The sequence below is a fragment of the Pontibacter sp. YIM B11418 genome (assembly GCF_059278805.1).
Map to the genome: position 1 here is coordinate 566,364 of NZ_JCAEMH010000001.1, position 26,052 is coordinate 592,415.

The 26,052-nt window shown below is 44.3% G+C and carries 35 protein-coding genes; all 35 read right to left on the reverse strand.

All coding sequences use genetic code 11. From position 1 onward, the window contains the following. Window positions 1-14: 14 nt before the first annotated feature. The 35 genes from AC4QZR_RS02450 to rpoB all read right to left on the reverse strand — a co-directional run bounded on the left by AC4QZR_RS02450 (window position 15) and on the right by rpoB (window position 26,010). A complete protein-coding gene (locus tag AC4QZR_RS02450) occupies window positions 15-1,004 on the reverse strand; it encodes a DNA-directed RNA polymerase subunit alpha (RefSeq protein WP_253400890.1) in 990 nt (329 codons plus the stop codon). A gap of 37 nt (window positions 1,005-1,041) precedes the next feature. Continuing rightward, window positions 1,042-1,647, reverse strand: coding sequence for a 30S ribosomal protein S4 (gene rpsD, locus AC4QZR_RS02455; protein ID WP_076669294.1), 606 nt, complete (start codon window positions 1,645-1,647; stop codon window positions 1,042-1,044). Window positions 1,648-1,669: 22 nt separating this feature from the next. Then, window positions 1,670-2,062: a 30S ribosomal protein S11 gene (rpsK, locus tag AC4QZR_RS02460; protein WP_116541555.1), complete on the reverse strand. Its 393-nt coding sequence runs from the start codon at window positions 2,060-2,062 to the stop codon at window positions 1,670-1,672. 9 nt (window positions 2,063-2,071) lie between these two features. After that, window positions 2,072-2,449, reverse strand: coding sequence for a 30S ribosomal protein S13 (rpsM, locus tag AC4QZR_RS02465; protein ID WP_076669293.1), 378 nt, complete (start codon window positions 2,447-2,449; stop codon window positions 2,072-2,074). Window positions 2,450-2,458: 9 nt separating this feature from the next. Next, entirely contained in the window at window positions 2,459-2,575 is a 117-nt protein-coding gene (rpmJ, locus tag AC4QZR_RS02470; RefSeq protein ID WP_045688470.1) for a 50S ribosomal protein L36, read from the reverse strand. 5 nt (window positions 2,576-2,580) lie between these two features. Continuing rightward, window positions 2,581-2,799, reverse strand: a complete 219-nt coding sequence (gene infA / locus AC4QZR_RS02475; RefSeq protein ID WP_018476861.1) for a translation initiation factor IF-1 — start codon at window positions 2,797-2,799, stop codon at window positions 2,581-2,583. Continuing rightward, a complete protein-coding gene (gene map / locus AC4QZR_RS02480) occupies window positions 2,800-3,573 on the reverse strand; it encodes a type I methionyl aminopeptidase (RefSeq protein ID WP_494479505.1) in 774 nt (257 codons plus the stop codon). Between the two features lie 3 nt (window positions 3,574-3,576). After that, complete coding sequence (gene secY, locus AC4QZR_RS02485) at window positions 3,577-4,893, reverse strand: preprotein translocase subunit SecY (protein ID WP_188501558.1); 1,317 nt, start codon at window positions 4,891-4,893, stop codon at window positions 3,577-3,579. A gap of 5 nt (window positions 4,894-4,898) precedes the next feature. After that, entirely contained in the window at window positions 4,899-5,345 is a 447-nt protein-coding gene (gene rplO, locus AC4QZR_RS02490) for a 50S ribosomal protein L15 (RefSeq protein WP_116541558.1), read from the reverse strand. 1 nt (window position 5,346) lies between these two features. Next, window positions 5,347-5,526 carry a 50S ribosomal protein L30 gene (gene rpmD / locus AC4QZR_RS02495; RefSeq protein WP_188501557.1) on the reverse strand — a complete coding sequence of 60 codons (180 nt, stop codon included), beginning with the start codon at window positions 5,524-5,526 and terminating at the stop codon, window positions 5,347-5,349. A gap of 5 nt (window positions 5,527-5,531) precedes the next feature. After that, complete coding sequence (gene rpsE, locus AC4QZR_RS02500; protein ID WP_188501556.1) at window positions 5,532-6,050, reverse strand: 30S ribosomal protein S5; 519 nt, start codon at window positions 6,048-6,050, stop codon at window positions 5,532-5,534. A gap of 5 nt (window positions 6,051-6,055) precedes the next feature. Then, a complete protein-coding gene (gene rplR / locus AC4QZR_RS02505; RefSeq protein ID WP_494479506.1) occupies window positions 6,056-6,406 on the reverse strand; it encodes a 50S ribosomal protein L18 in 351 nt (116 codons plus the stop codon). An 8-nt stretch (window positions 6,407-6,414) separates the two neighbouring features. Beyond that, window positions 6,415-6,969: a 50S ribosomal protein L6 gene (rplF, locus tag AC4QZR_RS02510; protein ID WP_253400893.1), complete on the reverse strand. Its 555-nt coding sequence runs from the start codon at window positions 6,967-6,969 to the stop codon at window positions 6,415-6,417. 14 nt (window positions 6,970-6,983) lie between these two features. Further along, window positions 6,984-7,382: a 30S ribosomal protein S8 gene (gene rpsH / locus AC4QZR_RS02515; RefSeq protein WP_188501553.1), complete on the reverse strand. Its 399-nt coding sequence runs from the start codon at window positions 7,380-7,382 to the stop codon at window positions 6,984-6,986. A 90-nt stretch (window positions 7,383-7,472) separates the two neighbouring features. Beyond that, complete coding sequence (gene rpsN, locus AC4QZR_RS02520) at window positions 7,473-7,742, reverse strand: 30S ribosomal protein S14 (protein ID WP_188501552.1); 270 nt, start codon at window positions 7,740-7,742, stop codon at window positions 7,473-7,475. Window positions 7,743-7,746: 4 nt separating this feature from the next. Further along, complete coding sequence (gene rplE / locus AC4QZR_RS02525; RefSeq protein WP_116541561.1) at window positions 7,747-8,301, reverse strand: 50S ribosomal protein L5; 555 nt, start codon at window positions 8,299-8,301, stop codon at window positions 7,747-7,749. A 1-nt stretch (window position 8,302) separates the two neighbouring features. Then, window positions 8,303-8,626: a 50S ribosomal protein L24 gene (rplX, locus tag AC4QZR_RS02530; protein WP_220626036.1), complete on the reverse strand. Its 324-nt coding sequence runs from the start codon at window positions 8,624-8,626 to the stop codon at window positions 8,303-8,305. Window positions 8,627-8,646: 20 nt separating this feature from the next. Next, the gene (gene rplN / locus AC4QZR_RS02535) at window positions 8,647-9,015 is read right to left on the reverse strand and encodes a 50S ribosomal protein L14 (protein WP_076420876.1); all 369 of its coding nucleotides are present in this window, start codon (window positions 9,013-9,015) and stop codon (window positions 8,647-8,649) included. 1 nt (window position 9,016) lies between these two features. Then, a complete protein-coding gene (gene rpsQ, locus AC4QZR_RS02540; protein WP_220626035.1) occupies window positions 9,017-9,274 on the reverse strand; it encodes a 30S ribosomal protein S17 in 258 nt (85 codons plus the stop codon). Between the two features lie 15 nt (window positions 9,275-9,289). Beyond that, window positions 9,290-9,490, reverse strand: coding sequence for a 50S ribosomal protein L29 (gene rpmC, locus AC4QZR_RS02545; protein WP_188501550.1), 201 nt, complete (start codon window positions 9,488-9,490; stop codon window positions 9,290-9,292). A gap of 3 nt (window positions 9,491-9,493) precedes the next feature. After that, window positions 9,494-9,916 (reverse strand): 50S ribosomal protein L16, encoded by a 423-nt coding sequence (gene rplP / locus AC4QZR_RS02550; protein ID WP_116541563.1) that lies wholly within the window; start codon window positions 9,914-9,916, stop codon window positions 9,494-9,496. A 30-nt stretch (window positions 9,917-9,946) separates the two neighbouring features. After that, window positions 9,947-10,720 (reverse strand): 30S ribosomal protein S3, encoded by a 774-nt coding sequence (gene rpsC, locus AC4QZR_RS02555; RefSeq protein WP_076669267.1) that lies wholly within the window; start codon window positions 10,718-10,720, stop codon window positions 9,947-9,949. A gap of 4 nt (window positions 10,721-10,724) precedes the next feature. Further along, window positions 10,725-11,120, reverse strand: coding sequence for a 50S ribosomal protein L22 (rplV, locus tag AC4QZR_RS02560; protein ID WP_188501549.1), 396 nt, complete (start codon window positions 11,118-11,120; stop codon window positions 10,725-10,727). Beyond that, a complete protein-coding gene (gene rpsS, locus AC4QZR_RS02565; RefSeq protein WP_188501548.1) occupies window positions 11,120-11,398 on the reverse strand; it encodes a 30S ribosomal protein S19 in 279 nt (92 codons plus the stop codon). The genes rplV and rpsS overlap by 1 nt, the downstream gene beginning before the upstream one ends. A gap of 3 nt (window positions 11,399-11,401) precedes the next feature. Further along, on the reverse strand, window positions 11,402-12,226 hold the full coding sequence (rplB, locus tag AC4QZR_RS02570) for a 50S ribosomal protein L2 (RefSeq protein WP_253400894.1): 825 nt from the start codon (window positions 12,224-12,226) through the stop codon (window positions 11,402-11,404). Between the two features lie 10 nt (window positions 12,227-12,236). Beyond that, on the reverse strand, window positions 12,237-12,524 hold the full coding sequence (rplW, locus tag AC4QZR_RS02575; protein ID WP_253401941.1) for a 50S ribosomal protein L23: 288 nt from the start codon (window positions 12,522-12,524) through the stop codon (window positions 12,237-12,239). A gap of 1 nt (window position 12,525) precedes the next feature. Next, window positions 12,526-13,152, reverse strand: coding sequence for a 50S ribosomal protein L4 (gene rplD, locus AC4QZR_RS02580; protein ID WP_494479507.1), 627 nt, complete (start codon window positions 13,150-13,152; stop codon window positions 12,526-12,528). 1 nt (window position 13,153) lies between these two features. Further along, the gene (rplC, locus tag AC4QZR_RS02585) at window positions 13,154-13,771 is read right to left on the reverse strand and encodes a 50S ribosomal protein L3 (protein ID WP_116541568.1); all 618 of its coding nucleotides are present in this window, start codon (window positions 13,769-13,771) and stop codon (window positions 13,154-13,156) included. Between the two features lie 174 nt (window positions 13,772-13,945). Next, window positions 13,946-14,251, reverse strand: coding sequence for a 30S ribosomal protein S10 (rpsJ, locus tag AC4QZR_RS02590; protein ID WP_007654312.1), 306 nt, complete (start codon window positions 14,249-14,251; stop codon window positions 13,946-13,948). Between the two features lie 12 nt (window positions 14,252-14,263). Then, on the reverse strand, window positions 14,264-16,366 hold the full coding sequence (fusA, locus tag AC4QZR_RS02595; protein ID WP_494479508.1) for an elongation factor G: 2,103 nt from the start codon (window positions 16,364-16,366) through the stop codon (window positions 14,264-14,266). Window positions 16,367-16,369: 3 nt separating this feature from the next. Further along, complete coding sequence (gene rpsG, locus AC4QZR_RS02600; RefSeq protein WP_076669252.1) at window positions 16,370-16,837, reverse strand: 30S ribosomal protein S7; 468 nt, start codon at window positions 16,835-16,837, stop codon at window positions 16,370-16,372. Between the two features lie 19 nt (window positions 16,838-16,856). Beyond that, window positions 16,857-17,273 carry a 30S ribosomal protein S12 gene (rpsL, locus tag AC4QZR_RS02605; protein ID WP_250427896.1) on the reverse strand — a complete coding sequence of 139 codons (417 nt, stop codon included), beginning with the start codon at window positions 17,271-17,273 and terminating at the stop codon, window positions 16,857-16,859. Between the two features lie 106 nt (window positions 17,274-17,379). Further along, a complete protein-coding gene (locus AC4QZR_RS02610) occupies window positions 17,380-17,697 on the reverse strand; it encodes a DUF3467 domain-containing protein (protein ID WP_188501544.1) in 318 nt (105 codons plus the stop codon). A 6-nt stretch (window positions 17,698-17,703) separates the two neighbouring features. Continuing rightward, entirely contained in the window at window positions 17,704-22,029 is a 4,326-nt protein-coding gene (rpoC, locus tag AC4QZR_RS02615) for a DNA-directed RNA polymerase subunit beta' (protein WP_494479509.1), read from the reverse strand. A gap of 102 nt (window positions 22,030-22,131) precedes the next feature. Then, window positions 22,132-26,010, reverse strand: coding sequence for a DNA-directed RNA polymerase subunit beta (gene rpoB, locus AC4QZR_RS02620; RefSeq protein ID WP_371927305.1), 3,879 nt, complete (start codon window positions 26,008-26,010; stop codon window positions 22,132-22,134). Between the last annotated feature and the right edge of the window lie 42 nt (window positions 26,011-26,052).

Here is a 26,052-nt window from a genome sequence, read left to right on the forward strand (position 1 = left end):
ATGCCGTAGATTGATTAATCTTCTTCTAATTTATACTTAGAAAGGTCCATGCCAAAAGTCAGGCCCTTCTCTTGTACCAGGTTCTCAAGCTCAGTCAAAGACTTCTTACCAAAGTTACGGAACTTCATCATGTCAGAGATGTCAAGCTGTACAAGGTCACCAAGCGTTTTGATGTCGGCGGCCTTAAGACAGTTGTAAGCTCTAACTGAAAGATCCATATCCTGAAGCGAAGTCTTCAGTACTTTGCGCATGTGCAGCAGTTCCTCATCTACAGCTTCTTCTTCTTCAGGCTTAGCTGTTTCGAAGGTCATTGTGTTGTCAGAGAAGAGCATGAAGTGCTGGATCAAAATATTTGCAGCACCTTTCAGGGCATCTTCCGGATGAATAGAACCATCAGTCTGTATGTCAAGCACTAGCTTTTCATAGTCAGTCTTCTGCTCAACGCGTGTATTCTCTACACTGAACTTTACATTCTTGATAGGCGTAAAGATGGCATCGATCGGGATAAGACCGAACACCTGGTCAACCGGCTTGTTCTCTTCAGCAGGAACGTAGCCACGTCCTTTCTGAATAGTCAACTCAACTTCCAGTGTCATGTTCTTATCCAGGTTGCAGATTACCAACTCTGGGTTTAACACCTCAAAGCTTGTAGAAAACTTACTTATGTCGCCAGCTACAAACTTATCCTGACCTGAGATGGTAACGGTAACTTTGTCATCGATAACTTCGCTTATTTTCTTAAAGCGAACCATTTTCAGGTTGAGGATAATATCAGATACATCCTCCACTACGCCTTCAACAGACGAGAACTCATGCAGTACACCAGGTATGCGAACGCTAGTAATTGCGAATCCTTCCAAAGAAGAAAGCAAAATTCTTCGCAGAGCATTACCGATGGTTACTCCGTAACCTTTTTCAAGCGGCTTGAATTCAAATAAACCATGAAAGTCGTCGGCTTTTTCCATCACAACTTTCTCTGGCATTTGAAATGCTAATATTGACATACTTGCAGTGTTAAAGGTTAAAATTTGATTATGCGGCTTACTTAGAATAGAACTCGACGATCAGCTGCTCCTGAATTTTCTCAGGGATCTGGTCACGCTGTGGCGCAGACACAAATTTACCAACCATCTCAGCTCCATCCCACTCTAACCAACTGAAAGCACGCGCATTGCGAACGCTCAGGCTAGTAGTAATTGCTTCTAGAGATTTAGATTTCTCTCTAACAGCTACCGTATCACCAACTTTTAAGCTATATGAAGGTATGTTTACAATCTCACCGTTAACAGTGATGTGCTTGTGCAATACTAGCTGACGAGCAGCTCTTCTTGTTGGAGCAATACCAAGTCTGTAAACTGTGTTATCAAGTCTAGACTCCAGAAGGGTCAGGAATTGCTCACCAGTTACACCACCTTTTCTGGCAGCTTTCTCAAACAGATTTGCGAATTGCTTTTCAAGCATGCCATAAATGAACTTGGCTTTCTGCTTTTCAGTCAGCTGAAGCGCGTATTCGGACTGCTTCTTACGACGGCCACGGCCGTGCTGTCCCGGAGGATAGCTTTTCTTTTTTAATGCTTTGCTTGGGCCGAAAATCTCCTCGTTAAACTTTCTAGAGATTTTGCTTTTAGGACCAGTATATCTTGCCATTGTATTTAATCTGAATTACTAATTAAACTCTTCTGCGTTTAGGAGGACGACATCCGTTGTGAGGAAGTGGCGTAACATCTTTGATAGTTGTCACTTCGATGCCAGTATTCTGTACAGTACGGATGGCGGACTCTCTACCTGCACCAGGACCTTTAACGAAAACCTCAGCTTTGCGCATTCCTAGGTCATAAGCAACCTTAGCGCAATCTGAAGCTGCCATTTGTGCAGCGTAAGGAGTGTTCTTTTTAGAACCTTTAAAACCCATTTTACCAGCAGAAGCCCAAGAGATAACTTGTCCTGCGTTATTGGTTACTGAGATAATGATATTGTTGAAAGAAGCTTTGATGTGTACCTGGCCTGTTGATTCAACAATTACAACACGCTTCTTAGCTTTGTCTTTTCTTTTCTGAGCCATGATCAAAAATTATTTAGAAGCTTTCTTCTTGTTTGCTACTGTCTTGCGCTTACCTTTTCTTGTGCGCGAGTTATTCTTCGTGCGCTGACCTCGTACAGGTAGACCTTTACGGTGTCTCAAACCACGGTAGCAGCCAATATCAAGAAGACGCTTAATATGCAATTGCACTTCTGATCTCAGAACACCTTCTGTTTTGATCTCAGCTGCAATGATATTTCTGATCTCATTAGCTTCATCTTCGGTCCAGTCTTTCACCTTTTTGTCAAGATCCACCCCGGCTTTGTTTAGGATTTGAACAGAGAGATTACGACCTATACCAAAAATGTAAGTCAAAGAGATCTCTCCTCTTTTGTTGTCCGGAATATCAACTCCTGCTATTCTTGCCATAATTAATAATTATCCTTGTCTTTGTTTATATCTTGGATTCTTTTTGTTGATAACGTAGAGCTTACCCTTGCGACGGATAATCTTACAGTCAACACTTCTCTTTTTTACTGATGCTTTGACTTTCATTGTAGTTATTTATAACGATAAACAATTCTTCCTTTAGTTAAATCATAGGGTGACATCTCCAACTTAACGCGGTCACCTGGCAGTATTTTGATATAATTCATTCTCATTTTACCTGAGATATGCGCCACTACCTGATGTCCATTTTCTAACTCTACCCGGAACATTGCATTTGATAATGCTTCGATGATAGTACCGTCTTGCTCGATAGAGGACTGCTTCGCCATTTATTGTTGTTTAGCTTTATCTATGTATTCAAAAGTTGTTAATACTTCTGCTTTGTTATTTCTTACGACTACTGTATGCTCAAAATGAGCGGAAGGTTTATTATCACGAGTACGGATTGTCCATCCGTCCTCTTCCTGAATAATATACCTGGTACCGAGATTAACCATGGGCTCAATCGCAAGTACCAAACCGTTTTGAAGCTTCATTCCCTGACCACGTTTTCCGTAGTTGGGCACTTCAGGAGATTCATGCAAGTTGCGGCCAATACCGTGTCCTACCAATTCACGAACAACTCCATATTTAGAAGCTTCAGCGTATGTCTGGATAGCATGGCTTATATCACCAAGTCGGTTTCCGACAACTGCCTTTTCGATTCCCTTGTACAAGGACTCTTTAGTAACTTCCAGTAGTTGGGCAACCTCTTCTGAGACATTTCCAACAGCATGGGTATAGGCAGAGTCACTATGGAATCCATTGAGATAGACACCACCGTCAACAGAAATTATATCCCCATCGTTCAAAACGTAATTCCCTGGCATCCCATGCACTACATTAGAATTTACCGAGATACAAAGGCTAAAAGGAAACCCATTATAGTTTTTAAAAGATGGGACAGCACCATGATCTTTTATGAACTCTTCAGCTCTTTTATCCAGTGTAAGGGTGGATACCCCCTCTTTTATAAGAAGAGCTATTTCGCCATGTGCTTTACTTAATATTAAAGCACTCTGGCGAATTAGCTCAATTTCTTCTTCAGTCTTGTAAAAAACCATTTATTAGGATACCATGGCAATATTTTCTGTTCTGCCTCTTAGCTTTCCAGATTTCATCATGCCATCATAATGACGCATTAGTAAATAACTTTCGATTTGCTGCAGCGTGTCAAGCACGACACCCACCATAATGATAAGTGAAGTACCACCATAGAATTGGGCGAACTCTCTTGTCACTCCGAATAGCATGGCGATAGCAGGGAAGATTGCCACAAGTGCTAGATAAATAGCACCAGGAAGCGTGATCTTAGTGAGAATATTATCGATATACTCAGAGGTAGCACGACCCGGTTTTACACCTGGCACAAAGCCACCGCTACGCTTCAGATCGTCAGCAATCTGATTTGGATTAACCGTGATCGCTGTGTAGAAGTATGTAAAGATCAGAATCATTAATCCAAACACTACATTGTACTGCCATGATGTAAAGTCAGAGAATGTAGCACCGATGTAACTCGCTGTTTCATTTGAGTCAGCCCAGATTGAAGCAATCATAGAAGGCAGGAACATTAGTGATTGAGCGAAAATGATCGGCATAACACCTGCAGCATTCACTTTCAGTGGAATGAACTGACGCTGACCGCTGTAAAGAGAACTGCCACCAACTTGCTTAGCATACTGTACAGGAATTCTTCTGATAGCCTGTGTCAACATAACTACAGACATTACAACGAAGAAGAGAACAATCAGCTCAAAGATAAATAGCAAAGCGCCATTCAACTCTTTAGACAATGCCTCTGCCACAATAGCACCAGGGAAACGAGAGATAATGCCTATCATGATAAGCATTGAAATACCGTTGCCTATACCTTTATCCGTGATCTTTTCACCAAGCCACATACAGAATATGGTTCCTGATGTCAGGACAATCATCGAACTGATGGTAAACAGTGTCGTGTTGACTATGATTGCCTCGCTGTTGATGGTGGCCACAAAGCCGACCGCCTGTGCAAGGGTAATGATAATAGTAAGAACTCGGGTGATTTGGTTTATTTTCTTTCTACCAGACTCACCCTCCTTCTGCATTTTCTGAAAATAAGGAACGGCTATGGTAAGTAGCTGTAAAACGATAGAAGCTGATATATATGGCATAATACCCAACGCAAAGATGGAAGCATTGCTAAATGCTCCACCTAAGAACGTATCCAACAGGCCGAATATACCCTCTGTGTTGGACTTGAGCTGGTTAGGATCTATACCAGGAAGAACAACATAAGAACCTAATCTAAAAATAGCTATAAAACCTAAGGTATTAAGAATTCGTACCCTTAGATCATCAATAGCAAAAATGTTCTTAATTGTTGTTATAAACTTCTTCATAAAAATTAAAGGGCTACTGTTTTACCGCCTGCTTTTTCGATGGATGAAATGGCAGTCTGAGAAAAAGCATGAGCGTGTACTTCTACAGCTTTAGAAATCTCTCCTCTACCTAAGATCTTAACTTTGTCATTCTTGGACACTAAACCGTGTGCCTTGAAGAAATCAAAGTTAAAAACTTTTTCATTAGTATCCGCAGCCAATGACTCCAGAACATCTAAATTAATTCCTTTATACTCTACTCTGTTGAAGTTTTTGAAACCAAACTTAGGAACACGTCTCTGAAGTGGCATCTGACCGCCTTCAAAGCCAGACTTCTGCGAGTAGCCTGAACGAGACTTGGCACCTTTGTGACCTCTAGTAGAAGTTCCACCTCTACCTGAGCCAGTTCCTCTGCCTATTCTCTTTCTAGTCTTAACAGACCCTTCTGCAGGTTTTAATGAATTCAAATACATATTAAATGTCCTTTACTTCTACTAAATTGTGAACCTTGTTAATCATACCAGCAATCTGAGGCGTTTTTTCAACAGTTACTGATTTATTGATCTTACCAAGACCTAAAGCTTGAATTGTTAGCTTCTGGTCTTTCGGTCTGTCAATAATGCTTTTAACTTGTGTGATTGTTACTTTAGCCATCTCAATTAACCGTTAAATACTTTCTGCAAATTAACACCACGCTGCTGTGCTACGGCCAAAGGGTCACGCATCTTAGCCAAAGCGTCAAAAGTTGCCTTTACCACGTTGTGTGGGTTAGAAGAACCTTTAGACTTGCAAAGTACGTCTTTTATACCAGCACTTTCAAGCACGGCACGCATTGCACCACCGGCAATTACACCTGTACCTGGAGCTGCAGGCTTCACAAGCACGAAACCACCTGAATACTTACCTTCCATTGCATGCGGCACAGTGTGATGGTAAAGAGGAACTTTAACCAGGTTCTTCTTAGCATCATCAATACCTTTCGCAATAGCGTCAGTAACTTCATTTGCTTTACCAAGGCCATATCCAACTACACCGTTACCATCACCTACTACGACGATGGCAGCGAAGCTAAATCTTCTACCACCTTTTACAACTTTGGCCACACGATTGATCGCTACTACTCTTTCTTTGAGTTCGATCTCGCTAGCCTTTACACTACGAACATTATTTTTCAACATAATTCTTAGAATTTTAGGCCTGCCTCGCGAGCGCCTTCAGCCAATGATTTTACGTTACCATGGTAAAGGTATCCAGAACGGTCAAACACCACCTGAGAGATACCCATCTCGAGAGCTTTTGCTCCTATTTCTTTTCCAACCTGATTGGACACTGAAATATTAGCGTTGGATACACCGTCAAGCTTCGCAGAAGAGGCAGCCGCCAAAGTTTTTCCTGTAGTGTCATCGATCAACTGCGCATAGATAGCTTTGTTGCTTCTAAAAACAGATAATCTCGGTCTGGCAGAAGTACCAGAAATCTTGTTTCTGATACTTCTTTTAATTCTAAGTCTTCTTGATACTTTATTAACAGACATGATGATGATTATTTAGACGCTGTCTTACCAGCTTTTCTTCTTACAACTTCACCTACAAAACGGATACCTTTACCTTTGTAAGGCTCTACTTTGCGCAGTGCTCTGATTTTAGCAGCTACCTGACCGATCAGTTGCTTGTCATTGCTTTCAAGCGTAATAACTGGAGCTTTACCTTTTTCTGTTACTGCGGTAGCAGTAACTTCCGGAGGCATGGCCATAAAGATATTGTGAGAGTATCCCAGAGCTAGCTCTATTACGTTTCCCTGCACGGTTGCTTTATAACCTACACCCACTAGCTCAAGCTGCTCTTTGTAACCTTCGCTTACACCAACAACCATGTTGTTGATCAGCGAGCGGTAAAGACCGTGCATAGCTTTATGACGCTTTTGCTCAGTAGGACGCTCCACCACGATCTGGTTTTCCTCCTGCTTTACAATCATGTCTTTGTCTACCGGAGTAGTAAGTGAGCCTTTTGGTCCTTTTACAGTAACAACGTTATCTTTTGCTATCGCAAATTCAACATTATTTGGCAGGCTGATTGGCAATTTTCCTATACGTGACATTGTCTATCCTCCTATTAGTAAACGTAACACAACACCTCACCACCTACATTCAGTGACTTGGCTTCTTTTTCAGTCATTACACCTTTGGAAGTTGACAAGATAGCTACACCCAATCCGTTCAGAACGCGTGGCAGGTTGTCATTTCCAGTGTACTTGCGAAGCCCTGGCTTACTAATCCTCTCAAGTTTCACAATAGCAGACTGCTTAGTGGTAGGATTGTATTTCAGAGCGATCTTAATAGTACCTTGTACAGAAGAATCTTCAAACTTATAGCTTTGAATGTATCCTTTGTCGTACAATACTTTTGTTATCTCTTTCTTGATATTGCTAGATGGTATTTCAACTACTCTGTGGTTTGCCTTTATGGCATTACGCACTCTAGTTAAATAATCTGCTATTGGATCTGAGTTCATTATGAATCACTTAAATCTTTATTGCTTTTTTCTAAGCGAGCGGCAAAGATAGGAATATCTTTTCTTCTTTCTTAGTTTCTTAAGAAAAAATTACCAGCTGGACTTTGTTACGCCAGGGATTTTACCAGCAGAAGCAAGCTCTCTGAAAGTAACACGAGAAATACCAAACTTTCTCATGTAGCCACGTGGCCTTCCGGTTAACTTGCAACGATTGTGTAGTCTTACAGGAGAAGAGTTCTTAGGAAGCTTGTCGAGTCCTTCGTAATCTCCTTTAGCTTTAAGTTCTGCACGCTTCGCAGCGTACTTAGCTACTAATTTCTGTCTTTTAAGCTCTCTCGCTTTTACTGCTTCTTTAGCCATTTTCTTATTTCTTAATATTAGTGAAAGGCATACCAAACGCTTTAAGCAACTCGTAGCTCTCCTCATCTGTCTGAGCAGTAGTTACGAAGGTAATATCCATACCACTAATGGCTTTAATTTTATCGATGCTGATCTCTGGGAAAATGATCTGCTCCTTAACACCTAGTGTATAGTTACCACGACCATCGAATCCTTTATCATTTACGCCTCTGAAGTCACGTACTCTTGGAAGAGCGATTGTCAAAAGACGGTCCATGAATTCGTACATACGCTGACCTCTTAGTGTCACACGGGCGCCAATTGGCATGCCTTCACGAAGCTTGAAGTTAGAAACTGATTTCTTAGCGATAGTAGCAACAGCCTTCTGACCAGAAATGGTTGTAAGTTCTTCTACCCCGATGTCAACCAGTTTTTTATCAGCTACAGCAGCGCCGATACCTTTGTTAATGGAGATCTTAGTGATCTTAGGCACCTGCATAACGTTCTTATACTGGAACTTTTCTAGCAGAGCAGGTACAACCTCCTTCTGATATTTTTCTTTAAATCTTGCAGTTGCCATATTAGATTACTTCTCCTGATTTTTTAGAATAACGCTCTGTTTTACCTTCGCTGTTTTTTCTTCTGCCTGCCTTAGTAGTTTCACCTGACTTAGAGTCTACCAAAGCTACATTGCTGGCGTGAATAGGAGCTTCCATTTTGGAGATTCCACCTTGAGGATTCTTGGCGCTAGGCTTAGCATGCTTTGTCACCATGTTGATACCCTCTACAGTTACTCTTTGCTTCTCTATGTTAACAGCTGTAATGCGGCCTGTTTTTCCGCGGTCGTCACCGGCAATTACTTTAACTGTATCGCCAGTTTTTACATGAAGTTTTTTCTTATTCATCTTGATGTCTGAATTAATGATTAAAGAACTTCAGGTGCCAACGAAACAATTTTCATGAATTGCTTTTCACGAAGCTCACGCGCTACTGGTCCGAAAATACGTGTACCACGTGGCTCGTTGTTAGCGTTCAGAAGAACAGCGGCATTGTCATCGAAACGGATATAAGAACCGTCTTTTCTTCTGATCTCCTTCTTAGTTCTTACAATAACTGCTTTCGAAACAGTTCCCTTTTTAACGTTTCCAGAAGAAAGGGCTGACTTTACAGTTACTACTATTCTATCACCGATAGAAGCGTATTTCTTTCCTGTACCACCTAGAACGCGGATGCAAAGAACTTCTTTAGCTCCACTGTTGTCGGCTACGTTCAATCTTGATTCCTGCTGTATCATCTTATTTCGCCCTTTCTATAATTTCTACTAAACGCCAGTTCTTTGTCTTGCTAAGAGGACGCGTCTCCTGAATGCGAACGGTATCACCGATGTTGCACTCGTTTTTCTCGTCATGAGCCATGAACTTGGTGGACTTGCTAACGAACTTACCGTAGATCGGGTGCTTCATTCTGCTTTCCACTAATACAGTGATAGATTTGTCCATCTTGTTGCTAACAACCTTACCACTTCTTTCTTTTCTAAGATTTCTCTCTTCCATGATTTCTATTAAGTATTAAGAGTTAGCTTCAATTTCACGGCGACGAATCTCAGTATTCAGACGAGCGATAGATTTCTTCGTCTCACGGATTTTCATCGGATTTTCCAACGGAGAGATAGCATGTGCGAAACGTAGGTTCTGCATGGTTGTGTGCTCCGTATTAAGCTTCTCTTTCAGCTCTTCTAAAGACAAAGCTTTAATCTCTGAATTTTTCATATACTATTTCTCAACGTAATCTCTACGTACTACAAACTTTGTTTTAACTGGCAGCTTCTGTGCAGCTAGTCTCAATGACTCCTGAGCTACTTCCAGAGGTACACCGTCAGATTCGAACATGATGGTACCTGGCTTAACAACGGCTACCCAATATTCAGGCGAACCTTTACCCTTACCCATACGAACCTCTGCAGGCTTCTTCGTAATAGGTTTATCAGGGAAAATACGGATCCAAACCTGACCCTCACGTTTCATTGCTCTTGTCATGGCGATACGAGCGGCTTCAATCTGGCGGCTGGTAATCCAAGATGCTTCAAGAGATTTGATGGCAAAAGAACCAAATGAAATAGTACTGCCTCTATGAGCCAGACCTTTCACGCGGCCTTTTTGCATTTTTCTATATTTAGTCCTTTTAGGCTGTAACATTTTCTAAAACTTAATAATGTTATCAATCAATTATTGACGACGCTTACGCGGCTTCGCTGCTCCGTCCGTTTTCTTACGGTCGCCACGCTCGCCACCACGGCTTCTTCTGTCACCACTTCCGCTTTGTGCACCTGGTCCACCCTTGGTCTCTAGACCAGCGTTTGGAGTAAGATCTTTCTTACCATAAACTTCGCCTTTGAAGATCCAAACTTTGATACCAAGCTTACCATATACAGTCTGGGCTTCAGACAATGCATAGTCGATATCAGCACGAAGCGTGTGCAGAGGAGTTCTTCCCTCTTTGTAGTGCTCCGTACGGGCCATTTCAGCACCGCCTAAACGACCTGAAACCTGCACCTTGATACCTTCAGCACCAACACGCAGAGCAGAAGCAATTGCCTGCTTCATGGCGCGACGGAAAGAGATACGAGCCTGCAGCTGCTGGGCGATTGACTCGCCTACCAGTTTAGCATCAAGCTCCGGACGCTTAATTTCAAAAATGTTAATCTGAACATCTTTGTTAGTAAGTTTCTTAAGCTCTTCCTTGATCTTATCTACTTCCTGTCCACCTTTACCAATCACAACGCCTGGGCGGGCTGTGTTAACAGTAATAGTGATGCGCTTAAGGGTTCTTTCAATAATGATTTTAGAAATGCCACCTTTAGGGATACGCGCTAAAATATATTTTCTGATTTTCTCGTCTTCAACCAGCTTCTCAGCGAAATCTTTGCCACCATACCAGTTAGAATCCCAACCTTTGATAACTCCTAGGCGAAAACCGATCGGATTTACTTTCTGTCCCATATTCTTACTTATTGGCTTTTTTAGATTTCTTAGATTGCTGTTGCTCGAATTGCTCTTCAGTCATGCTGTCTATCACGAGTGTCACGTGGTTAGATCTCTTTCTGATGCGGTATCCACGTCCTTGTGGAGCCGGACGAAGACGCTTCAGCATTTTGCCTTCATCTACAAAAATCTCTTTGATGAAAAGATTGGCATCTTCGATGCGTGAATCTTCATTCTTCTGCTGCCAGTTTGCTAAGGCAGATAAAAGAAGTTTCTCGATTCTGGCAGCACCTGAGTTTGCTTCGAATTTTAATAAGCCAAGGGCTTTGTTTACGCTCTTACCGCGTACCAAACCTGCTACTAATCGCATTTTGCGAGGAGAAGTAGGCACGTTCTTAAGTCTTGCTACTGCTTCCATTATCGCTTTCCTTTATCTTTTTTAGCTACGTGACCTCTAAAGTTTCTGGTTGGAGCAAACTCACCGAGTTTATGTCCTACCATGTTCTCAGTCACATACACTGGTATGAATTTGTTACCGTTATGAACTGCAAATGTATGTCCAACGAAATCTGGAGAAATCATGGATCTGCGTGACCAAGTCTTGATAACAGTCTTCTTACCAGACTCATTCATCACGTCTACTTTCTTCTCGAGCCTATAGTCAATATAAGGCCCTTTTTTTAGTGATCTAGCCATTTACTATTTCTTTCCTCTATTAACTATAAGTTTCTCAGAATGCTTCTTCTTGCTACGGGTCTTCAGACCTTTCGACAGTAAGCCTTTGCGTGAACGTGGGTGACCACCTGAAGACTTACCTTCACCACCACCCATTGGGTGATCGACTGGGTTCATCGCAACACCACGTACTCTTGGACGTCTGCCTAACCATCTGTTACGGCCAGCCTTACCAAGCTTAACGTTCATGTGGTCTGAGTTAGAAACTGTACCTACAGTAGCATAGCATTTAACCAGCACCATGCGAAGCTCACCAGATGGAAGCTTGATAGTCGCATAGCGGCCTTCTCTTGCTACCAACTGCGCGTAAGAGCCTGCGCTTCTTGCGAGGGTTGCGCCGTTGCCTGGCTGTAGTTCAATGTTGTGTACAATAGTACCTAGAGGAATATCAGATAATGGAAGGCAGTTACCTACCTCTGGTGCTACACCAGGGCCAGACACAATTACTGTGCCTACCTCTATACCTGACGGTGCGATGATGTAGCTCTTCTCACCATCAGCGTAGTATAGCAGAGCAATACGAGCAGTTCTGTTCGGATCGTACTCAATAGTCTTCACAGTAGCCGGCACGCCGTGCTTCGTACGCTTGAAGTCTATTACTCTGTACTTTTGCTTATGACCACCGCCCAAATAGCGCAAGGTCATTCTGCCTGAGTTATTGCGTCCACCAGATTTTTTACTCGGTGCCAACAAAGATTTCTCTGGAGTAGCTGTCGTGATCTCATCGAACGCCGGCGCTACGCGGAATCTTTGACCTGGTGTTGTTGGTCTTAACTTCTTTAAAGCCATTGTTATTTAATTAAATGCTGCTGTAAAAGTCTATCACTTCGCCCTCTTTCAAGGTAACGATTGCTTTTTTCTTGGAAGACGTACGGCCAGTTACAGCACCAGATTTGGTGTATTTGCTTTTAACTTTGCCCTGCGTTTTCATGGTAGCTACTTTCTCAACGGTAACTCCATAAAGTTTCTCAACTGCCTTTTTGATTTCTACTTTGTTGGCTTTGATGTTCACCTCGAAAGCATACTTTCCAACTTCGGTCATGGCAGCGAACTTTTCCGTCAGAAGCGGTTTCTTCAGAATCATAATATTATGCGCTTAAGAGGTTTTCAATAATGTTAACTGAATCTTCAACCAGCAGTACACGGTCTGTATTCAGCAGATCATATGTATTTAAATCGCCAGCTGTTGAAATCTTCACTTTGTTCAGGTTGCGGCCAGAAAGAACAACATTCTTATCAACTGCAGGTAGCACGATTAAAGTTTTGCCTTCTACCTTCAGGTTGCTCAGTATATTCTTGAATTCTTTGGTCTTTGGAGCTTCAAATGTGAAAGATTCTAAAAGAGACACTTTATTGTCTTTCGCCAATAATGAAAGCGCTGAAACACGTGCCACTTCTTTCAGTTTTTTGTTCAGTTTAAAGCTATAGTTTCTTGGTCTAGGACCAAACACTCTACCGCCACCAACAAAAAGAGGAGCTTTCAAGCTACCTGCACGAGCACCACCAGTACCTTTTTGCTTTTTGATCTTCTTTGTAGATCCAGCAACTTCGTTTCTTTCTTTGGACTTGTGCGTTCCCTGTCTCTGATTTGCCAGGTACTGCTTCACGTCAAGATACATCGCATGCTCATTTGGTGTAGCACCAAACACAGCATCAGAAAGTGTTACCTTTCTACCTGTATCCTCACCTTTAATATTCAATACAGAAAGCTCCATTTTATTTCTCAATTAACACGTAAGAATTTTTGGCACCAGGAACAGAGCCACTAACTACTAACAGATTTTTGTCTGCGATAACACGCACTACCGTCAGGTTTTGAATTTTCACACGGTTACCGCCCATACGGCCAGCCATGCGCATTCCTTTAAATACTCTTGATGGCCAAGAGCATGCACCAATTGAACCAGGGTGTCTTGCTCTGTTGTGTTGACCGTGCGTCTGACCACCAACACCGGCAAAGTTATGGCGCTTTACAACACCTTGAAAACCTTTACCTTTTGATGTGCCAACCACGTCAATAAACTCTCCTTCTTCGAACAGATTCACATCAACTGTATCTCCCAGATTCAGTGACACTCCTTCTGTATCGAATTCAGCAACTTTTTTCTTAGCTGACGTATTAGCTTTCTTGTAATGACCAGCTTCTGCTTTCGTTACTCTCTTAAGCTTTTTGTCGCCATAGCCAAGCTGCACAGCTGCGTAGCCATCAGTCTCAACCGTCTTCACCTGAGTAACTACACATGGGCCTGCTTGAATAAGCGTAACTGGCGTGTATTTACCATCTGCTGTGAAGAGGCTTGTCATTCCGATTTTTTTACCGATAATTCCAGGCATTCAACTTGTTTTTTAAAAGATGGATATAATAATTTCACCCCTCAGCTTTTGCTAAGGGAGTGCAAAGTTAATGAATTTTAAAATTCTTTAACAACATTTGTCTAAAATATTATTAATCAGCACATAAAAAAAGAGAACCCGAAGGTTCTCTTTTCCTTATCATGTGTGATCTTATCAAACTTTGATCTCAACATCTACACCACTTGGAAGCTCAAGCTTCATCAGGGCGTCAACTGTTTTAGAGCTAGTAGAGTAGATATCAACCAGTCGCTTGTACGTGCAAAGCTGGAACTGCTCTCTTGACTTCTTGTTAACGTGTGGTGAACGAAGTACAGTGAATTTATCCTTCTCAGTTGGAAGAGGAATAGGACCGCTTACGATTGCACCAGTAGCCTTTACAGCCTTTACAATCTTCTCTGAAGACTTGTCTACCAGGTTGTGGTCGTAAGACTTGAGTTTAATTCTAATTTTCTGATTCATTATCTTTTACTACTATTTAGCTGCAGTTCCTTTTAATTTAGCAATGATGCCATCGGCCAGGTTTTGTGGTACTTGCTCGTAATGAGAGAAAGTAAGAGAAGCCGTAGCTCTACCTGAAGTGATAGTACGAAGGTCTGTTACATAACCGAACAGTTCTGAAAGCGGAACGTTTGCTTTCACTACCGATGAGGTTCCTTTTGTATCCATACCTTTCATGATACCTCTTCTTCTGTTCAAGTCACCAGTCACAGGACCTGTGTATTCGTCAGGAGTTACAACGTCCACAGCCATGATAGGCTCAAGTAGCTTAGGAGCACACTGCTTACCTGCCTCTTTGAAGCCCTGACGTGCAGCAAGTTCAAAAGAAAGTGAGTCAGAGTCAACGTCGTGGAATGAACCATGGAATAGGCGAACTTTCATGGAGTCGATCGGGAAGCCAGCCAGAATACCATTCTTCATTGACTCCTCGAAACCTTTCTGTATCGCTGGGATGAATTCTCTTGGAATAACACCGCCTACAATCGCGTTTTCGAACTCTAGTCCTTGCTTGCCATCCTCACGTGGTCCCATAGTGAACACGATATCGGCAAACTTACCACGACCACCAGACTGCTTCTTGAACACTTCTCTGTGCTCTACTGACTTGGTGATGGTTTCTTTATAAGCTACCTGAGGCGCACCCTGGTTCAGTTCTACTTTGAACTCGCGCTTCATACGGTCGATGATGATCTCCAGGTGAAGTTCACCCATACCTCTAAGGATGGTCTGACCTGTTTCCTCGTCAGTATTAACCTGAAGCGTTGGATCCTCTTCAACAAGCTTGGCAATAGCCATACCCATTTTATCAGAGTCCGCCTGTGTTTTAGGTTCAATAGCGTAACCGATTACTGGCTCTGGGAAGTCCATTGACTCTAGAACGATTTTAGCGTTCTGATCGCAAAGAGTATCGCCAGTCTTTATATCCTTAAAGCCTACAACCGCTCCGATATCACCAGCTTCTAATCTTTCGATCTGGTTCTGCTTGTTGGCGTGCATCTGGAAGATACGGGAAATACGCTCTTTATTATTAGACCTTGTGTTGTAAATATAGGATCCAGATTCCAGTATGCCTGAGTACGCTCTTACAAAGCAAAGACGGCCTACATAAGGGTCAGTGGCAATTTTAAAAGCCAAACCTGCAAATGGCTCAGACGCACTTGGCTTGCGAGAGATCTCATTACCTGTGTCTGGGTCCGTACCTATTATGCTTTCTTTGTCCATAGGTGATGGAATCAACGCCATCACATAATCAAGCATTGTCTGTACACCCTTGTTCTTAAATGATGAACCGCACAACATAGGCACAATGGCCATATCGATTGTTGCCGCACGAAGGGCAGCAAGAATTTCATCTTCAGAAATCGAGTCTGGATCTTCGAAGTATTTCTCCATCAAAGATTCGTCGTACTCTGCTACCGCTTCTAGTAACTTTTCTCTGTACTCTGCGGCTTCCTCTACCATGTCCTCTGGAATCGGCACTTCAGTAAAGGTCATGCCCTTATCTGCTTCATTCCAGATGATACCACGGTTATTCACGAGGTCAACCACTCCTTTGAAGTTTTCTTCTGAACCGATTGGCAATTGAAGCGCTACAGCATTGCTTCCCAGCATTTCCTTTACCTGCTTGCACACAGCAAGGAAGTCAGCTCCTGAACGGTCCATCTTGTTCACGAAGCCAATGCGAGCTACTTTGTAGTTATCAGCAAGTCTCCAGTTTGTCTCAGACTGAGGCTCTACACCGTCAACTGCACTAAAAAGGAAAACCAATCCATCCAGTACACGCAGTGAGCGGTTTACCTCTACGGTAAAGTCCACGTGACCTGGCGTATCAATGATGTTTATGTGGTATGGCTGTCCTCTATAATTCCAGTTCACAGTTACCGCAGCAGACGTAATTGTGATACCACGCTCCTGCTCCTGCTCCATCCAGTCAGTGGTTGCACCGCCTTCGTGAACCTCACCCAACTTGTGTGATTTACCTGTATAATACAGTATACGCTCTGTTGTTGTGGTCTTACCGGCGTCAATGTGAGCGGCAATACCAATATTGCGTGTGTATTTTAAGTCTCTTGCCATTAATTAAAATCTAAAGTGTGAGAATGCTTTGTTTGCCTCGGCCATTCTGTGCGTGTCGTCTTTCTTCTTCACGGCAGCACCTTCACCTTTTGCAGCTGCGATAATTTCGCCAGCCAATTTGTCTTTCATTGTCTTCTCACCTCTCCTGCGAGCGTAAGAAATCATCCACTTGATACCAAGAGATACTCTGCGGTCCGGACGAACCTCAGTCGGCACTTGGAAAGTAGCACCACCTACACGGCGGCTCTTTACCTCTACGCTTGGCATCACATTGTTCAATGCTTTCTTCCAAGTCTCAAGGCCGTTCTCCTTCGTTCTTTGCTCTACTAATTCTACAGCATCATAGAAGATACCATAAGCAATACTTTTCTTACCATCTTCCATCAGATAGTTTACGAAACGTGTTACCAGGGTCTCTTTGAACTTTGGATCTGGAAGGAGAACTCTACTTTTAGGCTTTGCTTTTCTCATTATATTATAACTCTAACAATTATTTTTTCTTACCACCCTTACCTGCAGCAGCAGCTGGCTGGCCTGGCTTAGGTCTTTTAGCACCGTACTTAGAACGTGACTGAAGACGACCGCTTACACCGGCAGTATCCAGAGCTCCACGTACGATGTGATAACGAACACCTGGAAGGTCTTTTACTCTACCACCTCTGATCAGCACAATAGAGTGCTCCTGAAGGTTGTGGCCCTCACCAGGGATATAAGCGTTCACTTCTTTACCGTTTGTAAGTCTTACCCTGGCTACCTTACGCATAGCTGAGTTTGGCTTCTTAGGAGTGGTTGTGTACACTCTTGTGCATACGCCACGACGTTGTGGGCATGAGTCTAAGGCAGGAGACTTAGAATTATAAGTCAGTTTCTCTCTACCTTTTCTTACTAATTGCTGTATAGTAGGCATTTATAATTTGTTAATTATAAGATATTTTTCACTCTAAATTTTGGTCTGCAAAGGTATGAAAATCGCCTTGCAATTTCAAAATTTTAATCCACTAATTATTAGCACCTTAGGCTTCACCCACTGTTCCTCCGAAGTTCATCGGGAAGGAAGGTGCGTCTTTTGCCGGCTTAATTTCCCCAAAGCTGCTTTCAAACTTTTGAATGTTATCGGCCAGAGCCGCCAATAATCTTTTGGCGTGCTCCGGCGTGATAACGATTCTGGATTTAACTTTTGCTTTGGGCAATCCTGGCATCAGTCGTATAAAATCAATCACAAACTCTCCACTCGAATGGGCAATCATAGCCAGATTGGCGTATTCTCCTTCCGCTATCTCTTCCGAAAGCTCGATGTTGATTTGATTCTGATTTTTTAGTTCCTCTGCCATACCTGCTTATCTGTTATTCTGAAGTTCCTGCTGCTTGGCGCGGCTCCCTACTCCAGATTTTTTTGATTCTACTAATGAATCGTATTCTTCCTGGCTTCCAACAATCAGATTCTGGTATTCGCGCAGACCTGTACCGGCCGGAATCAGGTGACCAACGATCACGTTTTCCTTTAGACCTAACAGTTCGTCCGCTTTACCTTTAATTGCTGCTTCGCTCAGTACCTTCGTAGTTTCCTGGAACGATGCGGCCGATATAAAGCTCTGTGTACCCAAAGAAGCCTGGGTTATACCTTGCAACGTTGGACGCGAAACGGCTGGCGATGCATCACGCACAGTAACCAATTTCAAGTCTCTTCGCTTCAAGCTGGAGTTTTCGTCACGCAATCTTCTTGCCGTCACAATCTGGCCTGGCTTCATGCTCGAAGAGTCTCCTGCATCTTCCACCACTTTCATGTCAATGATGCGGTCGTTCTCTTCCATGAAGTTGATCTTGTCCACTACCTGATGCTCCAGGAAGCTCGTATCGCCTGCGTCAATGATCACTACCTTCTGCATCATCTGGCGTACAACTACCTCAATGTGCTTGTCGTTGATCTTCACACCCTGCAGACGGTATACCTCCTGGATCTCATTCACCAGGTACTCCTGCACGGCGCCAGGACCCTGAATATTCAGGATGTCGCTTGGCGTAATGGCGCCATCTGACAGCGGCATACCTGCACGAACGAAGTCGTTGTCCTGTACCAGGATGTGCTTGGAAAGCGGCACCATGTATTTCTTCTTCACGCCGTCTTTCGACTCGATGTAGATTTCACGGTTACCACGCTTCACGCTACCATAGGTTACCACACCGTCGATCTCAGACACTACGGCTGGGTTAGATGGGTTTCGCGCCTCGAACAGTTCCGTCACACGTGGAAGACCACCTGTAATGTCCCTTGTCTTACCGATCGCACGTGGAATTTTCACCAGAATCTGACCGGCTTTGATTTTCTCGCCGTTCTCTACTGTTAAGTGAGCTCCCACCGGAATGTTGTAGCCTTTTGGCTCGCCACTCTTCGGATTCACGATAATAGCAGGGTTCTGTGTCTTATCTTTTGTATCGATAATTACCTTTTCACGGTAGCCTGTCTGCTCATCTGATTCCTCACGGTAAGTTATACCTTCAATGATCGACTCGTAAGCAATCTCACCATCGAACTCTGAAAGAATAACCGCGTTGTATGGATCCCATATACACAGCTGATCATTTTTCTCTACTTCCTGGCCTTCATTTACTGTAATAAATGACCCGTAAGGCACGTGATTACTGATAAGCATTTTTCCGGTAGCCGGATCAGCTATCTTAATTTCACCTGAACGCCCCATTACTACCTTCACTGGCTCACCTTCGTTGTTGATCGTATCAATTGTACGAACATCCTCGAACTCTACTCTACCAGCAAATTTGGCACGGATCATGGCATCCACCGCAATGTTTGAGGCAGTACCACCCACGTGGAATGTACGGAGTGTCAGCTGAGTACCAGGCTCACCGATGGACTGTGCTGCGATTACACCTACAGCCTCGCCCTTCTGCACCATAAAGCCTGTTGCCAGGTTACGGCCATAGCACTTGGCACAGATACCACGCTTCGACTCACAAGTCAGCACCGAACGGATCTCAACGGTTTCAATCGCTGTGTTCTCAATGGCACGCGCAACTTCTTCTGTCACTTCTGAACCAGACTCTACGATCAGTTCATTGGTGATTGGATCGTATACATCGTGTACCGTCACACGTCCCAAAATACGCTCAGAGAGCGACTCCACAATGTCTTCGTTATCTTTCAGTGCACTCACTTCCAGACCTCTCAGCGTACCGCAGTCTTCCTCGTTCACGATTACGTCCTGCGATACGTCTACCAGACGACGAGTCAGGTAACCAGCATCCGCAGTTTTAAGGGCTGTATCGGCAAGACCTTTACGGGCACCGTGCGTCGAGATGAAGTACTCGATTACATCCAGACCTTCCTTAAAGTTCGAAAGGATCGGGTTCTCGATAATCTCACCTACTGAGCCTTGCAATGATTTCTGAGGCTTCGCCATCAGACCACGCATACCACCCAACTGACGGATCTGTTCTCTCGAACCACGAGCACCAGAGTGCATCATCATGAAGATCGAGTTAAAGCCTTGGTCATCATTCTCCAGTCGGCGCATCAACGTTTCAGTGATCTGGTTGTTGATACGGGTCCAGATATCAATAACCTGGTTATAACGCTCATTGTCTGTGATCAGACCCATCGAGTAGTTCTGCCATACAGCATCTACATCTTTCTTGGCCTGGGCTACCAGGATGTCTTTTTCAGCTGGAATCTGGATATCACCCAGACCCATTGACAGACCGCCTTTATAGGCAGACTGGAATCCTAGTGTTTTAATATCGTCCAGGAAGTGAGCGGTACGGGCCATACCCGTCTCTTTGAACACTCTGGAGATGATCTGCTGAAGTTTTTTCTTTGTCAACAGTTCATCAATGTATCCAACTTCTTCCGGAACAAACTGGTTGAAGATAACGCGACCGGCAACCGTCTCTATAAGTTTAGTAACCAGTTCGCCTTTTTCGTCCTTTATCTTCGCTCTTACTTTAATATATGCCTGCTTAGACAGACGCCCTTCGTTGATGGCAATGATCACTTCCTCCGCAGAGTAGAAGCTCATGCCTTCACCAGGTATATTTTCCTTCTCTGTGCTACGCTTTCCTTTTGATACATAATATAGACCAAGTACCATGTCCTGAGAAGGTACCGCGATAGGCGCACCGTTAGCAGGGTTCAGGATGTTATGCGAAGCAAGCATCAGCATAGAGGCTTCCAGTACAGCAGCAGGTCCGAGTGGAACGTGCACCGCCATCTGGTCACCGTCAAAGTCGGCGTTGAATGCCGTACACACCAGTGGGTGCAACTGGATCGCCTTACCCTCGATCAGTTTTGGCTGGAAGGCCTGTATACCTAATCTGTGGAGTGTAGGAGCACGGTTGAGGAGCACTGGATGGCCTTTCAGCACATTTTCCAGAATATCCCAAACAACAGGGTCCTTACGGTCTACTATCTTCTTAGCTGACTTTACAGTCTTTACTATACCTCTTTCGATCAGCTTGCGGATGATGAACGGCTTGAAGAGCTCGGCTGCCATGTTCTTAGGCAGACCGCACTCGTGCAGCTTCAGTTCAGGACCAACCACAATTACTGAACGGCCAGAGTAGTCAACACGCTTACCAAGCAAGTTCTGACGGAAACGTCCTTGCTTACCTTTCAGCATGTCAGAAAGCGACTTCAGCGCACGGTTACCTTCTGCACGAACAGCGTTCACTTTACGTGAGTTGTCAAACAGAGAGTCAACCGCTTCCTGGAGCATACGCTTCTCGTTACGAAGGATTACTTCAGGAGCCTTGATCTCGATCAGACGCTTTAGACGGTTGTTACGGATGATAACACGACGGTATAGGTCGTTCAAATCCGATGTAGCGAAACGGCCACCATCCAACGGAACAAGCGGACGAAGCTCTGGCGGAATAACAGGCACCATGCGGATGATCATCCACTCAGGTCTGTTCTCGATTCTGGTAGTTGCATCACGGAATGCTTCCACTACACGAAGACGCTTCAACGCCTCAGCCTTACGCTGCTGCGATGTCTCGTGCGCTGCTGCGTGACGAAGCTCGTATGACAAGTCATCCAGGTTCGTGCGCTCCAACAGCATTTGCAGTGACTCTGCACCCATTTTCGCGATGAACTTGTTTGGATCGTTGTTATCCAACATCTGGTTCTCGCGTGGGAGCTTGTCGATCATATCCAGATATTCGTCTTCTGTCAGGAAGTCCAGTGTGTTCACACCGTCTTCTGCCAAAATACCCGGTTGGATAACTACATATCTTTCATAATAGATAATCTGGTCAAGCTTCTTGGTTGGCAAGCCCAGCAGATAACCGATTTTGTTTGGAAGAGACTTGAAGTACCAGATGTGCGCTACAGGAACTACAAGCTCGATGTGGCCCATACGCTCGCGACGCACTTTCTTTTCAGTAACCTCCACACCGCAACGGTCGCAGATGATACCTTTATACCTGATTCTCTTATACTTTCCGCAGTGGCATTCCCAGTCCTTAACGGGTCCGAATATTCTTTCGCAGAACAGACCACCCATTTCAGGCTTATAGGTTCTATAGTTGATTGTCTCAGGCTTTGTAACCTCGCCATTTGATCTCTCTAGAATCGACTCTGGAGAAGCCAGGCTTATCGTTACTTTGGAGAAGTCCTGAGTTAGCTTTTTGTTTTTTGCAAATGCCATATTATTACAATAATGTCGATACAATGAATGTGCCTTACAGCAATTGTGTATAAAGTGCGCTAAGCGCCCCGATTCTTGCCAGGGCGCTCAGCTTATACTTTACTACTCTAAGGTGATCTCGAGTGCCAGACCTCTTAACTCGTGAATCAGTACGTTGAATGATTCCGGGATATTTGGTTTTGGCAACACGTCGCCTTTCACGATTGCCTCGTAGGCTTTCGCACGGCCGATCACGTCGTCAGATTTCACTGTAAGTATTTCCTGCAGTACGTTCGAAGCACCGAATGCTTCAAGCGCCCACACTTCCATCTCACCAAAACGCTGACCACCGAACTGGGCTTTACCACCCAATGGTTGCTGTGTAATCAGCGAGTATGGACCGATAGAACGGGCGTGCATCTTATCGTCAACCAAGTGACCCAGTTTCAGCATGTAAATCACACCTACGGTTACCGGCTGGTCGAAACGATCGCCTGACAGACCATCGTACAGGTATGTACGACCGAAGCTTGGCAGACCTGCTTCTTTCAGTTCGGCCTGTACCTGGTCTTCAGTGGCGCCGTCGAAGATCGGAGTAGCATAAGTTCTACCCAGTTTCTTACCAGCCCAACCCAGTACAGTTTCATAGATCTGACCGATGTTCATCCTTGAAGGTACACCCAGCGGGTTCAGCACGATATCCATTGGTTCACCTGTCTCCAGGAATGGCATATCCTCTTCACGCACGATACGGGCTACTACACCTTTGTTACCGTGACGACCGGCCATCTTATCACCCACTTTCAGCTTGCGCTTCTTCGCGATGTATACCTTGGCTAGCTGCACTATACCTGCTGGCAACTCATCTCCTACTTCCAGTGTGAAACGCTCACGCTTGAAGTGTGCAGAAGTGATGTTGCGGCGCTTGTTGTAATTCTTCACAAGCTCTAACAGCATGCTGTTAGTCTTTTCGTCGGCAGTCCAGTTTTCCAAAATCAGATCCTTGAACATGTTCACTTCCTCAGGAACCGCATAGTTACTTTCGTCCTTATATGGGTTCTTCTCAGGGAACAGGGCCTCGATGATGTTCTTTCTGGTGAACTTCACACCTTTCGTCAGAATCTCGTCGCCGAACTTGTGCTTGATGCCCTGAGACGTTTTGCCTTCCAGCAAACCCACCAGTTTATCAACCATTACGTTCTTGATAACATTCAGATCCTTCGAGTATTTTACTTTCAGCTCTTCAACCTCTTTCTTAGACTTAGCCCGCAGGTTTTTGTCTTTCTTAGGTCTGGAGAAAAGTTTGGTCTCGATTACTACACCGTTCAGTGATGGCGGCGCCTTAAGCGAGGCATCCTTCACATCACCGGCTTTGTCACCGAAGATCGCACGCAGCAGTTTTTCTTCCGGAGTCGGGTCAGTCTCACCTTTTGGTGTGATCTTGCCAATCAGGATATCGCCTTCTCGAACCTCAGCACCGATACGGATAATACCGTTCTCGTCCAGGTTCTTCACGGCTTCCTCGCTCACGTTCGGAATCTCAGAAGTAAGTTCTTCTTCACCACGCTTCGTCTCACGAACTTCCAGCTCAAATTCCTCGATGTGGATCGAAGTAAAGATATCATCTCTTACTACTTTTTCAGAGATAACAATAGCATCCTCGAAGTTGTAACCTTGCCATGGCATGAACGCCACCTGCATGTTACGGCCGATCGCCAGTTCACCATTGTTAGTGGCATAACCTTCGCAAAGCGGCTGGCCTTTTGTCACGCGCTGACCAGTATAAACAATCGGCGTCAGGTTAATGCAGGTATCCTGGTTCGTTCTTCTGAACTTGATCAGGTTGTATGTGATATACTCCGCATCAAAAGCAACCAACTTCTCATCTTCCGTCAGATCGTATTTTACAACAATCTTATTCGCATCTACGAAGTCAATCACACCATCGCCTTCAGCGATAACTAGCGCTCTTGAGTCAATAGCGGCTCTTCTTTCCAAACCGGTACCTACAATTGGGGCTTCCGCCTTCAAGAGTGGAACGGCCTGGCGTTGCATGTTTGAACCCATCAGGGCACGGTTGGCGTCATCATGCTCCAGGAAAGGAATCAACGATGCCGCTACTGATACAATCTGGTTCGGAGCAACGTCCATGTAGGTATAGGTATTAGGTTCTTCCACAGGGAAGTCACCCTCAAATCTACCCTTCACTCTATCATTAATAAAGTTACCCTTATCATCGATAATGGCGTTAGCCTGTGCGATGTGGTGGGTATCCTCTTCTTCTGCGGTCAGATACTCAACGGTACCGTCCATCTCTACTATACCTTCGTTTACCTTGCGGTAAGGTGTTTCGATGAAGCCCATGTGATTCACACGAGCATGCACGCACAGAGAAGATATCAGACCGATGTTCGGACCTTCCGGTGTTTCAATTGTACACAGACGGCCATAGTGGGTATAGTGAACGTCACGAACCTCGAAACCGGCACGCTCTCTTGACAGACCGCCTGGCCCCAGTGCAGACACACGACGCTTGTGCGTCACTTCTGCCAATGGGTTTGTCTGGTCCATGAACTGAGACAACTGGTTTGTTCCGAAAAACGAGTTGATCACAGAAGAAAGCGTACGCGCGTTGATCAGGTCAACCGGCTTGAAATCTTCGTTGTCACGCACGTTCATACGCTCCTTGATTGTTCTTGCCATACGGGCAAGACCAACACCAAACTGCGCATAAAGCTGCTCGCCTACCGTTCTTACACGACGGTTGCTCAAGTGGTCAATATCATCCACTACAGCTCTGGAGTTGATCAAACCAATCAGGTATTTCACGATCAGTACGATATCCTCATTTGTGAGAACCTTCGCATCCCAGTTCGTGTCGAGACCCAGTTTCTTGTTAATTCTGTAACGACCAACTTCACCCAGGTCGTAACGCTTATCAGAGAAGAACAGCTTTTGAATGATATCGCGTGCAGTTTCCTCATCAGGTGCTTCCGTGTTCCGAAGCTGACGGTAGATCTGCTCTACTGCTTCCTTCTCAGAGTTCGAGTTATCTTTCTGAAGTGTGTTGTAGATAATCGCATAGTCTGCAATGTTTACATTCTCGCGGTGAAGAATGATAGACTTCGTACCGGAACTAACGATAACATCGATATCATCCTGCGAGATTTCAGAGTCACGCTCAAGCAGTACCTCGTTACGGTCAATTGAAACCACTTCGCCGGTATCCTCATCCACAAAGTCTTCTGTCCATGTGCGGAGCACACGTGCAGCCAACTTTCTGCCGATGGCATTTTTCAGATTTGCCTTCGTTGCAGGCAATTCTTCTGAAAGACCAAACAGATCGAGAATGTCCTTGTCCGTACCATAGCCGATTGCACGAAGCAATGTAGTTACAGGGAATTTCTTCTTACGGTCGATGTAAGCATACATCACGTTATTCACGTCTGTAGCAAACTCAACCCAAGAACCTTTGAAAGGTATAATTCTGGCAGAATACAGTTTTGTACCGTTCGTGTGCTTGCTTTGTGCAAAGAACACGCCTGGTGATCTGTGTAATTGGGATACAATAACACGTTCAGCACCATTAATCACAAATGAGCCTTTCTCGGTCATGTATGGGATGTTACCCAAAAACACTTCCTGCTCAATTGTTTCAAAGTCCTCATTGTCCTCATCGTTACAAATCAGACGAAGCTTTGCCTTAAGTGGAACCGAATAAGTGAGCCCTCGGTCAATACACTCATCAACAGAGTATTTCGGAGGGTCTATATGATAGTCGATAAATTCGAGAACAAAGTTTTCCCGAGAATCAGAAATTGGGAAGTTCTCGGCAAACACCTTGAACAATCCTTCCTGTGCCCTATTTTCTGCCGGAGTTTCCAGCTGAAAGAAATCCTGAAACGACTGTAGCTGAACATCTAGGAAGTCAGGGTAGTCGATCACCGGATTGATCGAGGCAAAATTGATTCGCTCTGTCGTTTTATTCTTAGCCAAAGCCATGGAATTTTAACGTTTACAATATGATTCCAGCACATAACCTTG